The organism is Cupriavidus sp. D39, assembly GCF_026627925.1.
Lineage (GTDB): Bacteria > Pseudomonadota > Gammaproteobacteria > Burkholderiales > Burkholderiaceae > Cupriavidus > Cupriavidus ulmosensis.
This window is the reverse complement of record NZ_JAPNLE010000006.1, coordinates 168,962-185,842: the sequence shown is the minus strand read 5'-3', so window position 1 is coordinate 185,842 and position 16,881 is coordinate 168,962. Positions and strand designations below refer to the sequence as shown.

At 65.6% G+C, this 16,881-nt stretch carries 7 protein-coding genes and 5 pseudogenes; 10 read left to right on the top strand and 2 right to left on the bottom strand.

Translation table 11 applies throughout. The features are described 5' to 3' along the window. The first annotated feature begins 21 nt into the window (after positions 1 to 21). The 9 genes and pseudogenes from OMK73_RS38115 to OMK73_RS38800 form a co-directional block, all read left to right on the top strand. Positions 22 to 828, top strand: a complete 807-nt coding sequence (locus tag OMK73_RS38115; RefSeq protein ID WP_324291660.1) for a hypothetical protein — start codon at positions 22 to 24, stop codon at positions 826 to 828. Continuing rightward, on the top strand, positions 753 to 1,244 hold the full coding sequence (locus OMK73_RS38110; RefSeq protein WP_324291659.1) for a hypothetical protein: 492 nt from the start codon (positions 753 to 755) through the stop codon (positions 1,242 to 1,244). The genes OMK73_RS38115 and OMK73_RS38110 overlap by 76 nt, the downstream gene beginning before the upstream one ends. A gap of 2 nt (positions 1,245 to 1,246) precedes the next feature. Continuing rightward, positions 1,247 to 3,273 (top strand): annotated as a pseudogene (locus OMK73_RS38100) (alpha-1,4-glucan--maltose-1-phosphate maltosyltransferase); the annotation flags it as partial. Further along, the gene (locus tag OMK73_RS04960) at positions 3,270 to 5,015 is read left to right on the top strand and encodes an alpha-amylase family glycosyl hydrolase (RefSeq protein ID WP_267601027.1); all 1,746 of its coding nucleotides are present in this window, start codon (positions 3,270 to 3,272) and stop codon (positions 5,013 to 5,015) included. The pseudogene OMK73_RS38100 and the gene OMK73_RS04960, both read left to right, overlap by 4 nt. A gap of 83 nt (positions 5,016 to 5,098) precedes the next feature. Next, positions 5,099 to 6,748, top strand: coding sequence for a putative maltokinase (locus tag OMK73_RS04955; protein ID WP_267601348.1), 1,650 nt, complete (start codon positions 5,099 to 5,101; stop codon positions 6,746 to 6,748). Then, the gene (gene glgB / locus OMK73_RS04950) at positions 6,735 to 9,041 is read left to right on the top strand and encodes a 1,4-alpha-glucan branching protein GlgB (protein ID WP_267601026.1); all 2,307 of its coding nucleotides are present in this window, start codon (positions 6,735 to 6,737) and stop codon (positions 9,039 to 9,041) included. The genes OMK73_RS04955 and glgB overlap by 14 nt, the downstream gene beginning before the upstream one ends. A gap of 25 nt (positions 9,042 to 9,066) precedes the next feature. Next, positions 9,067 to 9,219: pseudogene (locus OMK73_RS04945) on the top strand (hypothetical protein); the annotation flags it as partial. Beyond that, positions 9,216 to 9,398, top strand: a pseudogene (locus tag OMK73_RS04940) (hypothetical protein); the annotation flags it as partial. The pseudogenes OMK73_RS04945 and OMK73_RS04940, both read left to right, overlap by 4 nt. 247 nt (positions 9,399 to 9,645) lie before the next feature. Next, a pseudogene (locus tag OMK73_RS38800) lies at positions 9,646 to 10,326 on the top strand (molybdate ABC transporter substrate-binding protein); the annotation flags it as partial. Positions 10,327 to 10,368: 42 nt separating this feature from the next. On the opposite strand, the gene OMK73_RS04935 reads toward OMK73_RS38800, so the two are convergent. Then, positions 10,369 to 10,791 carry a hypothetical protein gene (locus OMK73_RS04935; RefSeq protein WP_267601023.1) on the bottom strand — a complete coding sequence of 141 codons (423 nt, stop codon included), beginning with the start codon at positions 10,789 to 10,791 and terminating at the stop codon, positions 10,369 to 10,371. A gap of 282 nt (positions 10,792 to 11,073) precedes the next feature. Here OMK73_RS04935 and OMK73_RS04930 point away from each other — a divergent pair, with 282 nt between their 5' ends. Continuing rightward, complete coding sequence (locus OMK73_RS04930) at positions 11,074 to 12,048, top strand: IS5 family transposase (RefSeq protein ID WP_267601347.1); 975 nt, start codon at positions 11,074 to 11,076, stop codon at positions 12,046 to 12,048. 2,946 nt (positions 12,049 to 14,994) lie between these two features. Here the strand turns inward: OMK73_RS04930 and OMK73_RS04925 are convergent. Further along, positions 14,995 to 16,491 (bottom strand): annotated as a pseudogene (locus OMK73_RS04925) (DUF4158 domain-containing protein); the annotation flags it as partial. Positions 16,492 to 16,881 lie beyond the last annotated feature (390 nt).

The window sequence follows — 16,881 nt, the reverse complement described above, 5'->3', positions numbered from 1 at the left end:
GGCAACAGGCGGGAACAAGACGTGCGAATCTGCCAGATAGACCTGTCTCCCACCCAGCTTGACGGCGCCCCCGTTGCCGATGCGCTGGCCCGCGCCGCGGCGCTTGGCTTCGACCATGTCCTGCTGGCAGGCTGGCCGGTCCTGCACGCGCAGGGCGCGGCGCTGGCGCAGGCCGTGGCAGCCTGCGGCGCGCACGGCCTGTCGTGCCTGCTGGAGCTTGCCCTGGACCGCTATCCCGAAGGCAGCGCCGGCCTGGATCCCGGCTGGCGCGAGCCCGCCGGCCTGGCCGCGGATCTGCGCGACACCGACAACCACTTGCCGGGCGTGCGCCTGCGCTGGCACGATCCGCATACCGCATCGGCGCTGGTGCCGTGGTGGGAAGACCGGCTGCGCACCCCTGTCGCCGCCGGCATTGCCGGCTTTGTCTGCCGCGCGCCGGCCCGCGTGGCCGGACGCCACTGGGCGGCATTGATTGCCGGCGCCCGCCGTGCCGCGCCCGGGCGCAGCGTGGCCTTCCTGGCGTGGACCCCGGGCCTGGGCCCCACGCAGCTCGATGACCTGCGCGAAGGCGGGTTCGACGGCGCCTTCTGCTCGCTGCCGTGGTGGGACTACCGCAGCGCCTGGCTCACCGAGGAGATCGCGCGCCTGCGCCCCTTGGCAAGGTGCTGGCTGCGCCGGCGCTGGACGGCGCAGGCACCGACGTGCTGGCCGCGCGCCGCGCGCTATGGGCCGCGGCCGCCATCGGCGACGGCATGCTGGTGCCGGCCGGCTTCGAGGCCGGCGGCGACGGCGAGAGCACGCCGCCCTACGACCTGTCCCATGAGGTAACCCACGCCAATGCCTGGCTGGCCGCGCGTGGCACCGCACCGGCCCGCGCTTTGCGGCTGGTAAGCGGCGGCAACGCGCCTTTGACCGTGCTGGCCCGCACGGCCGGCGCCCCGGGCGAGGAGCCCGCGGCGCTGGCTATCGTGATCAACCCCGATGCGCGCGAGGCGGCATCGCTGGGGGCGGACCGCATCCTGGCCGCCTTGCCCCACGGCGCCGGCGCGCTGGTGCAGGCCGAGGGCGGCCCAGGTGGCGCCGACCCGGCCGGTGCCGTGCTGGATGCGATGGCAACCATTGCGCTGGCGCCAGCCGGCATCCAGCTCTACCACCCGATACCCAGCGCCGCGCAGGCCGCGCCCGCGCGGCGCAATGGCAAGCGCATCGCGGCGGCCGTGCGCGCCGCGCTGGAAAAAGCGTAGCCGCGGCCTTGCAGGCGCCCCGCATCGCCATCGAGAACATCACCCCTGCCTGCGATGCGGGGCGCTTCGCGGTACGCCGCGTGGCCGGCGAACGGGTGGAGGTGGAAGCGGACATCTGGATGGATGGCCACGACAAGCTGGCCGCCGTCCTGCTGTGGCGCGGCCCGGGCGAGCAGGAATGGCAGCAGTCGCCGCTGACACCCGGCGTCAACGACCGCTGGAGCGGCAGCTTTCCGCTGCGCGCCTTGGGCCGCCACACCTTCACGGTGGAAGCCTGGCGCGACACCTTTGCCAGCTGGTGCGACGAGGTCACCAAAAGAAGCAGGCGGGCGTGGATGTCACGCTGGAGATCGAGGAAGGCGCGCGCCTGGTGGCGGCAGCGAGCGGCACGGCGGCAGCGGATGCCGATGTGCGCGCCATCGCCAGCCAACTGGAAGCCACCCGGGGCAATCCCGACGGCGACGTGCACCGGCTGGAGCTGCTGCTCTCCCCGCGGACCCGCGCCGCCATGCAGGCGGCCGACCCGCGCCCGTTTGGCACCCGTCACCCGGTGGCGCTGCCGGTGGAGGCCGACAGGCTGGCCGGGCGCTACGCGAGCTGGTACGAGCTGTTCCCGCGTTCGCAAAGCGGCGACACCCAGCGCCACGGTACCTTCGACGACGTGATCGCGCGGCTGCCGGCGATTCGCGCCATGGGCTTCGACGTGCTGTATCTCACGCCGATCCATCCTATCGGCCTTACCCATCGCAAGGGGCGCAACAACAGCTTGCGGGCCAACCCGGGCGACCCTGGCAGCCCGTACGCCATCGGCTCGGACGAAGGCGGCCATGATGCCATCCATCCTGAGCTAGGCAGCTTCGATGATTTCCGCCGCCTGCGCGACGCCGCCGCCGCCGAGGGCCTGGAGCTGGCGCTGGACTTCGCCATCCAGTGTTCGCCAGACCATCCCTGGCTGCGCGAGCACCCGGAGTGGTTCGCGCACCGGCCGGATGGCTCGCTGCGCTACGCGGAGAATCCGCCCAAGAAGTACGAGGACATCGTCAACGTCGATTACTACTGCGCCCCGCCGGCCGACGCCGCGCTGTGGACGGCGCTGCGCGACGTGGTGATGTTCTGGGCGGAGCAAGGCGTGCGCATCTTCCGCGTGGACAACCCGCACACCAAGCCGCTGCCGTTCTGGGAATGGATGATTGCCGACGTGCGCTCGTGCTTTCCCGATGTGCTGTTCCTGGCCGAGGCGTTCACGCGGCCCAAGATGATGGCGCGCCTGGCCAAGCTGGGCTTCAACCAGTCGTATACGTACTTCACCTGGCGCAACCACAAGCGCGAACTGACGGAATACATGACGGAGCTGACGCAAAGCCCGTTGCGCGAGTTCTATCGCCCGCATTTCTTCGTCAACACGCCGGACATCAATCCCTATTTCCTGCACGACAGCGGGCGGCCCGGCTTCCTGATCCGTGCCGCGCTGGCCGCGCTGCTGTCCGGGCTGTGGGGCATGTACAGCGGCTTTGAGCTGTGCGAAGGCACGCCGGTGATGAAGGACGGCGTGCCCAAGGAAGAGTATCAAGATTCCGAGAAATACCAGCTGCGCGCCTGGGACTGGCAGCAGCCCGGCAACATCGTTGCCGAGATCACTCGCCTGAACGCCATCCGCGCCAGCCACCCCGCCCTGCAGAACCACCTTGGCCTGCGCTTCTTCCACGCCAGCGACGACGCGGTGCTGTACTTCGCCCGCTTCGTCCCGCGCGCGACCGGCGCCGTGGGCAGCAGCGAACGTGCCACCCGCTTTGGCGACGACGTGCTGCTGGCGGCCATCAGCCTGGACCCGCGCGCGGCGCGCGAGTCGGCCATCGAGCTGCCGCTGTGGGAATGGGGCTTGCCCGATCACGGCGCGCTGCACGCCGAAGACCTGATGCACGGATCCCGCTTTGCCTGGCGGGGCAAGCACCAGCGTATCCGGCTGGACCCGCACGCCCTGCCCTTCGCCGTGTGGCGAGTGCAGCCGCTGCGCGAGGAGCCAGCATGAAACGTCTGACCGAGCCGGCAAGCGCCGCATTGCTCAATGCCGACCCCCTCTGGTACAAGGACGCGGTCATCTACCAGTTGCACATCAAGTCCTTCTACGACGCCAACGGCGACGGCGTGGGCGATTTTGCCGGCCTGTCCGCCAAGCTCGACTACCTCGTCAACCTGGGCGTGGACACCGTCTGGCTGCTACCGTTCTATCCCTCGCCGCGCCGCGACGACGGCTACGACATCGCCGACTACCGCAACGTCCACCCCGACTACGGCACCATGAGCGAGGCGCGCCGCTTTGTCGCCGCGGCGCACGCGCGCAGCCTGCGCGTGATCACCGAGCTGGTCATCAACCACACCTCCGACCAGCACCCGTGGTTCCAGCGCGCGCGCCGCGCCAAGCCGGGCTCGGCGGCCCGCAATTACTACGTGTGGTCCGACAGCGACCAGACCTACGCCGGCACGCGCATCATCTTCTGCGACACGGAGAAATCCAACTGGAGCTGGGACCCGGTGGCCGGCGCCTACTTCTGGCACCGCTTCTACTCGCACCAGCCTGACCTGAACTTCGATAACCCGCAGGTGCTGCGCGAGGTAATGTCGGTGATGCGCTTCTGGCTCGATATCGGCGTGGACGGCCTGCGGCTGGACGCGGTGCCCTACCTGGTCGAGCGCGAGGGCACCAGCAACGAGAACCTGCCCGAGACCCACGCGGTCATCAAGCAGATCCGCGCGCACCTGGATGCCGAATACAGCGGCCGCCTGCTGCTGGCCGAGGCGAATATGTGGCCCGAGGATGCCCAGCAGTACTTCGGCGGCCCGGGCGCACCGGCCGAGTCCACGTCGCCGATCTCGCCGGTGCTCACGGGGCAGGCGCACCCCGCGGTCCCCGCCATGAGTAACGCCGGCGAGTTGAGCAACGAGGGCACCGCCGAGCTGGGCGACGAGTGCCATATGTCGTTCCACTTCCCGCTGATGCCGCGCATGTACATGGCCATCGCCCGGGAGGATCGCTTTCCCATCACCGACATCATGCGGCAGACGCCGGAGATCCCGCCCAACTGCCAGTGGGCGATCTTCCTGCGCAACCACGACGAACTGACGCTGGAGATGGTCACCAGCGCCGAGCGCGACTACCTGTGGGAGGTCTACGCCTCCGATCGCCGCGCCCGCATCAATCTCGGGATCCGGCGCCGCCTGGCGCCGTTGATGGAACGCGACCGCCGCCGCATTGAGCTGATGAACAGCCTGCTGTTCTCGATGCCGGGCACGCCGGTGATCTATTACGGCGACGAGATCGGCATGGGCGACAACATCCACCTGGGCGACCGCGACGGCGTGCGCACGCCCATGCAATGGTCGCCCGACCGCAACGGCGGCTTCTCCCACGCCGACCCCGAGCGCCTGGTGCTGCCGCCGCTGCAAGGCCCGCTCTACGGCTATGACGCCGTCAACGTGGAGGCACAGGCCCGCGACCCGCATTCGATGCTCAACTGGATGCGCCGCATGCTGGCGCTGCGCCGCCAGCACCGCGCCTTCGGGCGGGGCACGCTGCGCTTCCTGTTTCCGGGCAACCGCAAGATCCTTGCCTACCTGCGCGAGTTCGAAGGCGAGCACATCCTGTGCGTGGCCAACCTGGCGCGGGCGCCGCAGGCCGTGGAACTCGACCTGTCCGCCTTTGCCGGCCGCGTGCCGGTGGAAATGATGGGCGCCACCCCTTCCCCGCGATCGGCCAGCTCACCTACCTGCTGACGCTGCCGCCTTACGGGTTCTACTGGTTCGTGCTGAGCGAAGAAGCCCAGCCGCCTTCCTGGCATGTCGATGCCCCCGAACAAATGCCTGATCAAATCACGCTGGTGATACACAGCGCCGCCCAGAGCGAGCTGACCGAAGCTTCGCGCCGGACGCTGGCCAACGAGGTATTGCCGCACTACATCGGGCGGCGGCGCTGGTATGGCGCCAAGGGTGAGCGCATCGGCAGCGTGAACATCGCCTACGCCATTCCGTTCGGCCGGGGCCCGGCCGGCGAGGAAACCTACCTGTGCGAAATGGAGCTGGCGCTGGACAGCCGCGCCGATTGCTACCAGTTGCCGGTTGGGCTGCTGTGGGACCGCGAGGACACGGGCGAAGGCGCCTCGCAGCTGGCGCATTCGCTGGCCATGGCGCGCGTGCGCAAGGGCAGCCGGGTGGGCCTGGTCACCGATGGCTTTGCGGTGGAGTGTTTTGCCCGCGAGGTGGTGCGCGCGCTGCGCGGCGGGACCGAGCTGTCCAGCCCGCGCGGCCCGATCCGCTTCCTCGGCGAACCTGGCCTGGCCGATCTGCCAATGGAAACGGATGAGGTCCAATGGATGTCGGCCGAGCAATCCAATAGTTCGCTGTCCTATGGCAACTCGGCAGTGCTCAAGCTGGTGCGCCGCATCGCCGCGGGCATCCACCCCGAGGCCGAGATGACCCGCTACCTGACCATCCGGGGCTATCGCAATTCGGCCCCGCTGCTGGGCGAGGTGGTGCGCACCGGCACCGATGGCACGCCGCGCACGCTGATGCTGCTGCAGGGCTACATCCTCAACCAGGGCGATGCGTGGGGCTGGACGCTCGATTATCTCGGCCGGGCCATCGACGATGCCGTGCCGTCCGAGGACAGCGAGGCGGAGTTCGCCGAGGCCTTGACCGGGTATGCCACGGTCGCCAGCACGCTGGGCCAGCGCCTGGCGGAACTGCACGCGGTGCTGGCGCGTCCGTCCGATGATCCCGCCTTCGCGCCCGAAGCGGCCGACGAGGCACAGGCGCTGCAGTGGGCCGATGAAGCCATGACCGAGCTGGATCGCGCCGTGACCCTGCTGGAAAAGCGCGCCGGCGAACTCGGGCGCCTGGCCCGCGACGATCGCTTCGCCGCCGATATCGACACCCTGCTCGCTGCGCGCGAACAGTTGCCCGGGCTGGTGGCCCGGCTCGCCGCGGCGGCCCCCGGCAGCCTGCAGACGCGCATCCACGGCGACTTCCACCTGGGCCAGGTGCTGATCGCGCAGAACGATACCTACCTGGTCGACTTCGAAGGCGAACCGGGCCTGCCGCTGGACTGGCGCCGGCGCAAGACTTCGCCGCTGCGCGATGTGGCGGGCCTGCTGCGCTCGCTCGACTATGCCGCCGCCACGGTCGGCACCGACCGCCACGAGCGCACCCACGCCGCGCTGCCGCCGGCCCTGACCCAGCGCCGCGAGACGCTGCTCGACCGCTTCCGCGAGACCGCCAGCGAAGCCTTCGTGGCCGGCTACCGGGAGGTTGCCGAGGCCGCCCCGCAGCCGTGGGTGCAACCGGAGCAGGCGCAGGCCTTGCTCGACCTCTTCCTGCTGGAGCGGGCCGCCTACGAGGTAGGCTACGAGGCCGCCAACCGCGTGGCGTGGATCGACCTGCCGGTCAATGGCCTGGCGCGCCTGGTCCGCAAACTCACCGACCCCGCCGAGGACGGCAATGAACACGCCTGAGAGCGCCCCGCCCCGCGACGGCCAGAAGGACAAGCGGGCCCCTCGGGACACGCCTGGCGCACCGCCCGCCACGCCACCGCTGGCGGTGCCGGGCCTGGAAGCCCTACTGGCGGCGCGCCATGCCGACCCCTTCGCCGTCCTCGGGCCGCATCCCGCAGGGGGCCATACCGTGGTGCGAGCCTGCCTGCCGGGCGCGCAATCGGCCTGGCTCGCCACCGCCGACGGCACGCGGCTGGCCGAACTGGAGCGCCTCCACCCCGGCGGCATCTTCGCCGGGGCCCTGCCCGGCACCGCGGGCGCACGTGACTATCGCCTGGGCATGCGCTGGCCGGACGGCAGCGAGCAGCTCAGCGCCGATCCCTATGCCTTTGGCACCTTGCTGGGCGACCTCGACCTGCACCTGATCGCCGAGGGGCGCCACTTCGAGCTGGGCCGCTGCCTGGGCGCGCAGGCACAGGTCCTGGACGGCGTCAACGGCGTGCGCTTTGCCGTATGGGCGCCCAATGCACGGCGGGTTTCGGTGATCGGCGACTTCAACGGCTGGAACCCGGTGCGGCATCCGATGCGACTGCGTCATGGCGCCGGCATCTGGGAGCTGTTCATTCCCGGCGCGATGGGCGCCGCCCCGGGCAGCCGCTACAAATTCGACCTGCTCGGCGCGCACGGCGAGCCGCTACCCGACAAGGCCGATCCGGTGGCACTGGCTACGGAGGCGCCGCCTGCCACCGCCTCGGTGGTAGCGCAGCCGGGCACGTCGGCGCCGCCGTATACCTGGAACGACCAGGCCTGGATGCGCCATCGCGCCGCCACCGACGCGCACGCCGCGCCCATGTCCATCTACGAGATGCACGTCACCTCATGGCTCGCCGAGGCCAACGATCCCGTGCACGGCTGGGAGCGCCTGGCCGGCCGGCTGATCCCGTATGTGCGCGAACTGGGCTTCACCCATATCGAGCTGCTGCCAGTGATGGAGCATCCCTTTGGCGGCTCCTGGGGCTACCAGCCGCTGTCGCTGTTCGCGCCCACCGCGCGGCTGGGACCGCCGCAGGCGTTCGCCGCCTTTGTCGACCGCTGCCACGAGGCCGGTATCGGCGTCATCCTGGACTGGGTGCCGGCGCATTTCCCCACCGATCCGCACGGCCTGGCCGAATTCGACGGCACCGCGCTCTACGAGTACCGGGACCCGCGCGAGGGCTTCCACCAGGACTGGAACACGCTGATCTACAACCTGGGCCGCAACGAAGTGCGCGGCTTCATGCTAGCCAGCGCCCTGCACTGGCTGGAGCACTACCATATCGACGGCCTGCGCGTGGATGCGGTGGCGTCGATGCTGTACCGCGACTACAGCCGCGAGCCCGGCCAGTGGGTCCCCAACCGCTTCGGCGGACGCGAGAACCTGGAGGCGGTGGCCTTCCTGCGCGAGCTCAACACCGTGGTGCGCGACCGCTGCCGGGGCGCCATGACCATCGCCGAGGAATCCACCGCCTGGCCCGGCGTGACCACGTCAGTGGAAAGTGGCGGGCTGGGCTTCAGCTTCAAGTGGAATATGGGGTGGATGCACGACACGCTGCGTTATCTCACGCATGATCCCGTGCACCGTGCCTGGCACCACCAGGACATGACCTTCGGCATGATCTATGCTTGGTCCGAGGCCTTCGTGCTGCCGATCTCGCACGACGAAGTCGTGCATGGCAAGGGCTCGATGATCGGCAAGACGCCCGGCGACAACTGGCAGCGCTTTGCCAACCTGCGTGCCTACTACGGCTTTATGTGGACGCACCCCGGCAAGAAGCTGCTCTACATGGGCGCCGAGTTCGCCCAATGGCGGGAGTGGAACCACGACACCGAGCTGGACTGGTTCCTGCTGGAGCAGCCCGAGCATCGCGGCATGCAGGCGCTGATACGCGATCTCAACCACCTGCACCGGAAACTGCCGGCACTGCATGCGCTGGACCACCGGCCCGAGGGCTTTAGCTGGGTGGTGGGCGACGACAGCCACAACAGCGTGTTCGCCTACCTGCGCCGGGCTGCGCCCGGCGGCCGCGAAGTGGTGCTGGCGGTGGTCAACATGACGCCGGTGGTGCGCCCCGGCTACCGCCTGGGCGTCCCATTCGCGGGCCGCTGGCAGGAGTGCGTCAACACCGACGCCGCCTGCTATGGCGGCAGCAACGTGGGCAACGGCGGCGAAGTCCTTGCCAGCGCCACGCCCTCGCACGGCCTGCCCGCATCGCTCACGCTCACCCTCCCGCCGCTGACCACGCTGGTCCTGCGCTTCATCCCGGAAGGAGCCTGACTTGCCCCTGGTCCCCGCCACCCGCATGCTGCCCGGCAAACCCTACCCGCTCGGCGCGCACTGGGACGCGCTCGGGCTCAACTTTGCCGTGTTCTCAGCCAATGCCGCGCGCATCGACCTGTGCCTGTTCTCGGCCAACGGCCGCAAGGAGCTGGCGCGGACCACGCTGCCGGAATGCTGCAGATGGTGATGGATTCGCTGCGCTACTGGGCCGAGTGCTTCCATGTCGACGGCTTCCGCTTCGATCTCGACAGCACGCTGGGGCGCGAGGGCACCGGCTTCGACCCCGGCGCGGGCTTCTTCGAGTATTCGCGACCTCAAACTCGGACATCGGAAGAACTGATCGATTCCGTGTGGGCTACGCGTTTTTCGTAACCGTTCGCGCCGAGCATAGCGGTGTATCGGTTCATCGATACGTTGTATGTCGGGCCTGTCCATCATGAAACTTGCAGCGACCCGAGTGACCGTTTGTCTCGACCTTCCGGACGGTCGCGCTATATTTCTGGTCGGCTTTTTAGGGTCGCTCAGCGACATTCGAACGCCCGCCCTGAACGCCTGGCATACGAAAAAGTCCGAATCTTGAGCGCACCCCGAATCGAGGGTTGTGCCGTCTTCTGAGAGCGCTGGACTTCAAGGTTGTTCGAGAGATTACGGCTGTGGAGATCCGCGCCGGCGGGAGGACGTGGTTGCCCCTCTATGCATCAATTTTAATCAAGTCGGCAGAGGCCGTCGGCTAACTGGCCGCGCGCCGCTTATCCACAGGCCAACCCTCGTCAAGGAGCCCGTCCTAGAACTTGTCTCTGCCTTCGAAAGATCGAGTGACCACAAGGTCAGCCTGATCTGGGGTGGTACTGAAGGCATCGCTAAGAACGTCAATGACGGTGCGACGTTCGACATCATCATCATCGCCTCACCCACCATCGACAAGCTGAGTTCGGACGGCAAGCTGGTCGCCGGCAGTCGGGCAGACTTCGCGAAGGCGGGCGTCGGCATTGCGGTGCGCAGTGGCCTGCCAAGGCCCGACATCTCGTCCAGCGACGCGGTCAAGAGGGCGGTGTTGGCAGCCAGAACGGTCGCGTACTCGGCAGGGCCGAGCGGGTTCAATATCGCAGAGCTGTTTAAGAGAATGGGCATCGCCGATCAGGTCAAGGACAAGGTAATGCAACCCGTGTCGGGCACTCAAGCCGGCGAGTTGGTGGCGGGCGGTGAGGCTGATCTTGGCTTCCAGCAGATCAGCGAACTTGTGCGCTTCAAAGGCATCGACTATTTAGGGCCGTTGCCTGCCGCCCTTCTCGGTCCGGTCCTGGGCCACGTGCCCCCTGGCGCCTTACCAGCGCAGTTGCGCGTTGTAGGTGCCCGTATTCACGTTGATCGACTTGGTCTGTCCCTTATAAGTCGCTTCGATATTGTAGCTGCCTTGCGGGGCCTTGATCAGGCACTTGGGCCCGGACGCGGTAAAGCTGGCCACTTCATGACCTTCGCGGGTCATCTTGACGGCAACGTCGGCGAGGTATTCACCGCGCTCGCCCTGGGTGAACAGCAGGCCGATGTTGAAGTTCCTCTGCTGCGCGGCCAGTTGCTGCTGTTCGTCCGCGGCAATGCCCCCGCAGATGTAGCTGACGGGGCCCATGGTGCGGATCACCATTTCGTCGGCGGCGAGCGCGGGGCCCGCGAGCAGCGAGAAGGCGGCAATCGTGATGCTGCCGGCCAGCGCGAGCCGCAGCGGTGTGTGATGCAGGTGGTTGTCCATCAATGTCTCCATTGATCCAAAAGCCGGGAGGGGCAAAAAAAGCGCCCACCAGGCGCCGGCACGTGAGGTGCCGAAATGGCGGGCGCTCCGGATGCTTTGATGCTAGGCCACGCCGGCAGGCAAATCTGCCGGTCGTGATCCTACAAGGGCATCCGATGGTTCCAGAGGGTGCAGAGGGTGCAGAGGGTGCAGAGGGTGCAGAGCTTAGGGCAATGCTGATCAAGTCCTCCGATTCGTGAGAAGGCGCGTTATTTGAAGAATCACGAGCGCAAAGAGATGAACATGAAGCAGATGACGTTGGCAGCGGGTGCAGATCAATGTGCAGGTTTCGAGCAACACCGCAAGCCAACGCGACGTGAAGAGTTTCTGGCGACGATGGATCAGATCGTGCCGTGGGCGGCATTGTGCGCCGTGATTGAGCCCTACTATCCGAAGGCAGGCAATGGCCGGCGGCCCATTGGTCTGGAGCGGATGCTGCGCATCCACTTTCTGCAGCACTGGTTCAACCTGGCAGATCTGGCTTGCGAGGAAGCGCTATATGACAGCGCCAGCCTGCGCCGCTTCGTAGGAATTGACCTGGGTCGTGAGCCGGTGCCGGACGCCACCACGGTATTGAAGTTTCGGCGGCTGCTGGAGAAACATCAGCTTGCCGAACGGCTGTTCGCGGAGGTTGGCCGACTCCTGCAAGCCAATGGCGTGAAGCTGAAGACCGGCACAATTGTCGATGCCACAATTATTGGTGCGCCCAGCTCGACGAAAAATGAAGAGAAGTCGCGCGACCCCGAGATGCATCAGACCCGCAAAGGCCAGCAGTGGTACTTTGGCATGAAGTTGCACATTGGCGTGGATAGTCAGAGCGGGTTGGCCCATTCCGCGGTGGTGACGCCGGCCAACGTTCACGACAAGCATGCGCTGCCCCAGCTTCTGCATGGGGAGGAGCGGCGTGTGTACGGTGACAGCGCATACGCCAGTCAGCAGGAGCTGATCGCATCGAAGGCGCCGCACGCCAAGGACTTCACCAATCAGCGGACCCGCAGAAACGGGGAGATTGACGAAGTGCAACGCGGGAAGAACCGTAACAAATCGAAGATCCGGGCCCGGGTTGAGCATGTCTTCGCCGTGGTTAAGCGCCTGTGGGGCTTCACGAAAGTCCGCTACCGCGGCCTGAAGAAGAATGCCGGCCGAGCCTTCACGGCGCTGGCGCTGGCCAATCTCTATTTGAGTCGAGGGCATCTGATGGGAGCAGTCCGCCCGTAAAGGGCGAATGCGGGGCGGGCACCCCGCCAACACACCCCAATTGGGGCGCGCGAGGGCAAATTCTCGTCGCCACAGCTATTTTTCCGGCCGAACGGGCTCCTGATCAACCTGCGTAACTCAATTTGCCCAGCTTGTTCAGCGTAGCCTTAGTCTTCCTTGCACACGGAATCGCTATCGGCGGTGGATCGGGTTGTCATGGAACGCGATGGGAAAATCAGCTTCGTGCGTCGATCCAAAGTGCCGGGGTCGTCAGATCACTAGGCGCCCAGATAGCCTGGAAGCTAGATGTGGATCGCATCCTGGCACTTGATCGGAATGCATGTCTCTCACCCAAGGGTGTCATCGCTGAGAGCTGTCCCTCCTGCTTAGTCGATGAGGTCTTGCGGTCCCTCCGCCTTACCTGCTGCGTATATTCAGCTCACGGCAGCGGCCAGTTCGGTTTGCCAAGATGCCCGCTCCTGCCGGAGTTTCCGGCTTCGTCGAGAATTGGGTACGCGGAAACGGCGGTTTATTGCGTGATTGAGTTGCGCCAGTCCCCGTCGCACCGCACCATCCTGCGAAGCGGCGCAAATGAGTTCGGGGGCCGTCAACACCATGATTATTGCCTTCGGTCCTCGGTGCCCAGCAGTAGCGCAACGATGTTCGGCTAGCAACTCGCGCGGGCGAGAGCTTCAGACCGGCAAAGACCCCCGGGCTTCGCCTGCGGTCAAAAAATGCCAGGTCCACTCGTGGCTTGTTTTGTGCGGAATCGAGCATAAATCAAAATCTCACTGCAACAATTCATCAAGATGCGTTCTTGATGAACCAAGCCATGGACTATGTGTGCAGCACCGCATTCGCCGCGGTTTACCCTATTTTGTTGCGGCGCCGCGATGGGTATAAAGCGAGCTAGCCGTAGCGATTCGGTTGGTGCGACGATGTCCGAAGACTATCCGCGGGGTCCCATGGGGGTGATAGCCAGGATCACCGCCACCACAATCGGCAGGCGGACGTCTTGCGATATCTCTGCCGCCACGATAGGTCTCGCTTCACGCGTGCCATGATGAGGGAATTCCCGGCTCCCTCGCCATGAAGGAGGCCCCCCGAGTTGCCATTATTGCGCCGAAGTGTGCCTAATGATCCCTGAAATCTCTTCCAGCGAGATTTGCACTTGGTCCCCTAGATCTAGGCCGTCAAACGTGGCCAATGACTCAAGCCCGCATCCAATGCCAAAGACCTCTGCAACCCACTTGCCCGGTGCGTTCGATTCGATGATGAGCAAATTGAACTCCACTGAGGGATCCGACTCGCTATGAGCCGTGACTAAGTCACCTTTCGCTGGTCCTTCGCCGCGTTGAACGGTCCGGCCGGCTGCCACCGCCAGGATGCCAGCCAATTCCAGGTATCCTCTCGCAAACTTATTCGCGCGCATGTCGCCCCCGTTTCACATCCTACGGTTCATCCATTCATAATGTAAGCAGAATAGAAGTGCAACGCAAAGATTATGGGCAACCCAGCGCTTTGGCTTGTGGAATCCAGTCCATATCGTCCGCGATCGCTCCTTGATACCGGTTGCGGCGGGCCGCCTAACCCCATGCCATAGTGCCCACCAAGCCATGGGTCACCTCGTCAATATTTCCCCAGGGCCGGCAGCATTCCCGTTCGGGCCGCAACTGCGCGCGCGGGCATGCGGCGTCAAAAAACTAGAGCCCTAAGAAAATTGCCCGCGAGTTGCGGGCAATGGGTCAGAATCGGGCACGCCGGTCACAGCGCAATGACAGTTTTCCCGACGCGCGCAACGGCGAGCATTTCCTTGATGACTGTCGGCCCGACGAGGGACAAGAAAAGCCCCGCCGGCACCAGGAAGAGCGGCGAGGCGAATGAAAGGTTGAGAAGAACCTCCTTACAGTGGGGCTTCTAGGATGCACGTGGCTCGGCGGTGCGAATGTCTGCTAACGCACCTAGCGAAGACCCGTTTCGGCAAGTTCCTCTTCTGGCTATACCGAAAGCACGGTCTCTCCCCCAAGGGGGCCGTCTATGATTGGTCCTGCTGGACCCATGCACCGCGAGTCGCTCCCGTCCACGGTGCTTTTTTGTGGGACGGCAACCCATCGAAGCCCTCGTGGCACCAGCCGCAATAATGCCAAATCCCCCTTATCGGTATTGCGCGCCGGGGCGTCCTCCATCGCGATTTCATACACTCCCCATCTGGAGGATCTCGCCCTCAGGGGGCTAGAGGGCAATGCCTTGCACGAGGGAGCCATGGCCAATCACCCATCGGCGATCCTGCGAACTCGCCAAATTTCCATTGCGGCTTTCTTCCGCGCCTGCTTGATGCCATTCGCGCACGAAAACGCTCCCCGTAAACTCGACCGCTACGAGCCGAAGCGTCCAGGCGTGCCGGATCGCCCCCACCCGCCCTAGTCCGGTCCATTGACGCTCTTTTACCTGCAAGGGATTCCCCAGGCGCGCAGTTTCTACACACGTGGATCCATCTGCACTGGCAATCACTACGAGCGAGCGAGCTCTAGATGGGGGATTTGGCCTGCTGTCGAATGCACCTGGCCTGGGTATTGCACGCCGTCGGTCATCGACTGAGTATGGCTGCGAGCAGGTTGCCCAGCTATCCGACGTTAAAGGAGGAATCATCATGTCCAATGACGATATCTCACCGGCCCGGCGGCGGCTGGGTCGGGGAGCGGGCTCCTCGCCGATGGTCTCGAGAGCATCTGCCGCGGGGCAAGGCGAGGCGCCGAGTGCCGCAGTGGGCGGGGGCCCTGCGAGCACGCTGCGGCTGCGCGATCCCAGGCACGAGTATACCGGCGCGCCCTTCTCCGAACAGACCCAGCAGTGGCCCGGACTTGCGGACAAAATGACGCCACGGCCCGACCATGGCGAAGTTAGCTATCGGGGTTCTGGCCGACTCGCGGGACGCCGGGGAGCAGACGTCGCCATCAGCTATCTGCCCGCCGGGGCTGGCAGCGACAGCCGCGTATAGTGGCGCCGAGCTTCAGCCTGCCAACGCTCGGCTGGCAGGAACAAGCGCTCGCGACCTCGGAAGCTCAATGAATGCTCGATCCAGACTGAGCCGTTGCGAACGGCGCGGCGCAAGGCAAACAGGGTGGCGACTTCAAGTGCCCGGAAGGCGCGCTCGCGATCGGCACCGCTGATCGCATCGAGCCAGGCTGGCCCTAGGCAAGGGGCGGTCACGTCATCGGGTAAGCTTCGAACGGCCTTCGCATACAGGTGGCGCAGCTTGCCCAGAGCGTCAATTACCGGGTGTTCGCCGGTGGCTTGCCAGGGCAGCTTGGCGACGGCGACCAGTAACGCGCGTACGGGCCTGATGGCGTCGATCAGCCGCAGCCTGATCGCAGACGACCGGCTCGGTGTGCGCTGAGTGCGCTTGTCGGCCACCAATTGGGCCAGATGCGGGCGCAGCTCGGCATCCGGAATACTCCCATCGCTACTCAAGCTGGCCAGCTCATCGAGCAGTTGCCGGTATTGTGCGGCCCAGTCGATGGGAGCCTTCACACCCTCCGCGCTCTGCCGCCATAGATCTGCCACCCGGCGCTGAAACATGAGGATCAGTTGGTCAGTGGCAGTGAGCAGGCAATATCGCAGGAAGCAGCCCAGCTCGACGGTGCGTGCCGGCTCCTTAATTCGTGCGCTGAGCGATGGGGACCGCGCCGCCAAGCGACGTGCAAAACGGCGCACCAAAACATCGTTGAGACCGAAACGATGGCGGTCGACGCCAATCTCGACTAGCCACTCGATACGTTCGAGCACTTCGGTGAACTGTCGCGTCGAGTGCTTCGCCGGGACCGCCCACAGCCAGTTCTGGACGTGCTGACCATCCGGTCGTGCTTGTTCCATTGCGGCTAGCCATCTTCGCCATGTCGCGGGAGGTACCGCCGAATGGATCGAGGCGCAGGCACCGGACTCAAGCTCGGTCAATGCCGCTGCGACAAGGCTTCGGATGGCGCGCTCATGCACGATGATCAGTCGATGCTGATACAGCCACTGGTGCGCATATGACAGCAGTCGGTCCCGATCGGCGCAATGCAGCACTTCATCACGCAGCGCCCGCACAAGGGCTCGACGTTGATGTACCGTTATCCAACGAAACCCGAGCGTCTGGCAGGCCAGCAGTTGATGGTCGGAGAGCGTTCGCCCACGCGCGTAGAGCGCCCGCAAGGACGCTAGATCCGGCGTATTGATGCCGAGTTCCGTGCCGAGGTGGCGAAGCAGGACTGGTGGCAGGATACTGAACGCATCCAATAGGCAGCCGCTCATGCGCAAAAAGCCAATGTGCAGCGCCAGGCCCAGCTTCATCGTTGGGCCGCGCCGTCGCCCGATCAGTTCGTGCTCGGCGTGGCTGTATGTGAAGAACGTCTGCAATTCGAAACTGCTGAGTTCACGCGGCACCTCGCGCGCGCCCAAAAAGGTGCTCTGCCAGCCTTGCATCTCGTGCGCCTCCCGTGCCTAGGGCCAAACAAGATACGCCAAGCAGAAGCGAACAGCAAACCTCAAAAAATCAATAACTTATGCTTGAGCCCCCGCGTCGCTGCTGGGCTTGCGAACCGTCGCATATTGCACCGAAATCAAAGCTACCCCATGATACCTGCGACCTGCGCCTACGGCCGCGCGATCCCCGGCCTGGCGACTCGCCCGGTCCAGCTCGTGAGACCTTCTTAGATAGCGGGGCCAGGCGCCGGCCGGTGATCCGCCGCGTCGGCGCCCTGGATCGCTGTCCCGTCTCAAACCTAATGGGAAGCCAGTCACTGACGAATCAAGGGGTGACGCAGCACTCTTCCAAACTAACTGGGCTGAATTGTCACAGTAAGTGGGTAAATG

Excerpts from the sequence above, each read along its gene's own strand:
- OMK73_RS38110 (WP_324291659.1), top strand. The coding sequence starts at position 753 with ATGCTGGTGCCGGCCGGCTTCGAGGCCGGCGGCGACGGCGAGAGCACG.
- OMK73_RS04960 (WP_267601027.1), top strand. The coding sequence starts at position 3,270 with ATGAAACGTCTGACCGAGCCGGCAAGCGCCGCATTGCTCAATGCCGAC.
- OMK73_RS04955 (WP_267601348.1), top strand. The coding sequence starts at position 5,099 with ATGCCTGATCAAATCACGCTGGTGATACACAGCGCCGCCCAGAGCGAG.
- glgB (WP_267601026.1), top strand. The coding sequence starts at position 6,735 with ATGAACACGCCTGAGAGCGCCCCGCCCCGCGACGGCCAGAAGGACAAG.
- OMK73_RS04935 (WP_267601023.1), bottom strand. The coding sequence starts at position 10,791 with ATGGACAACCACCTGCATCACACACCGCTGCGGCTCGCGCTGGCCGGC.
- OMK73_RS04930 (WP_267601347.1), top strand. The coding sequence starts at position 11,074 with ATGAAGCAGATGACGTTGGCAGCGGGTGCAGATCAATGTGCAGGTTTC.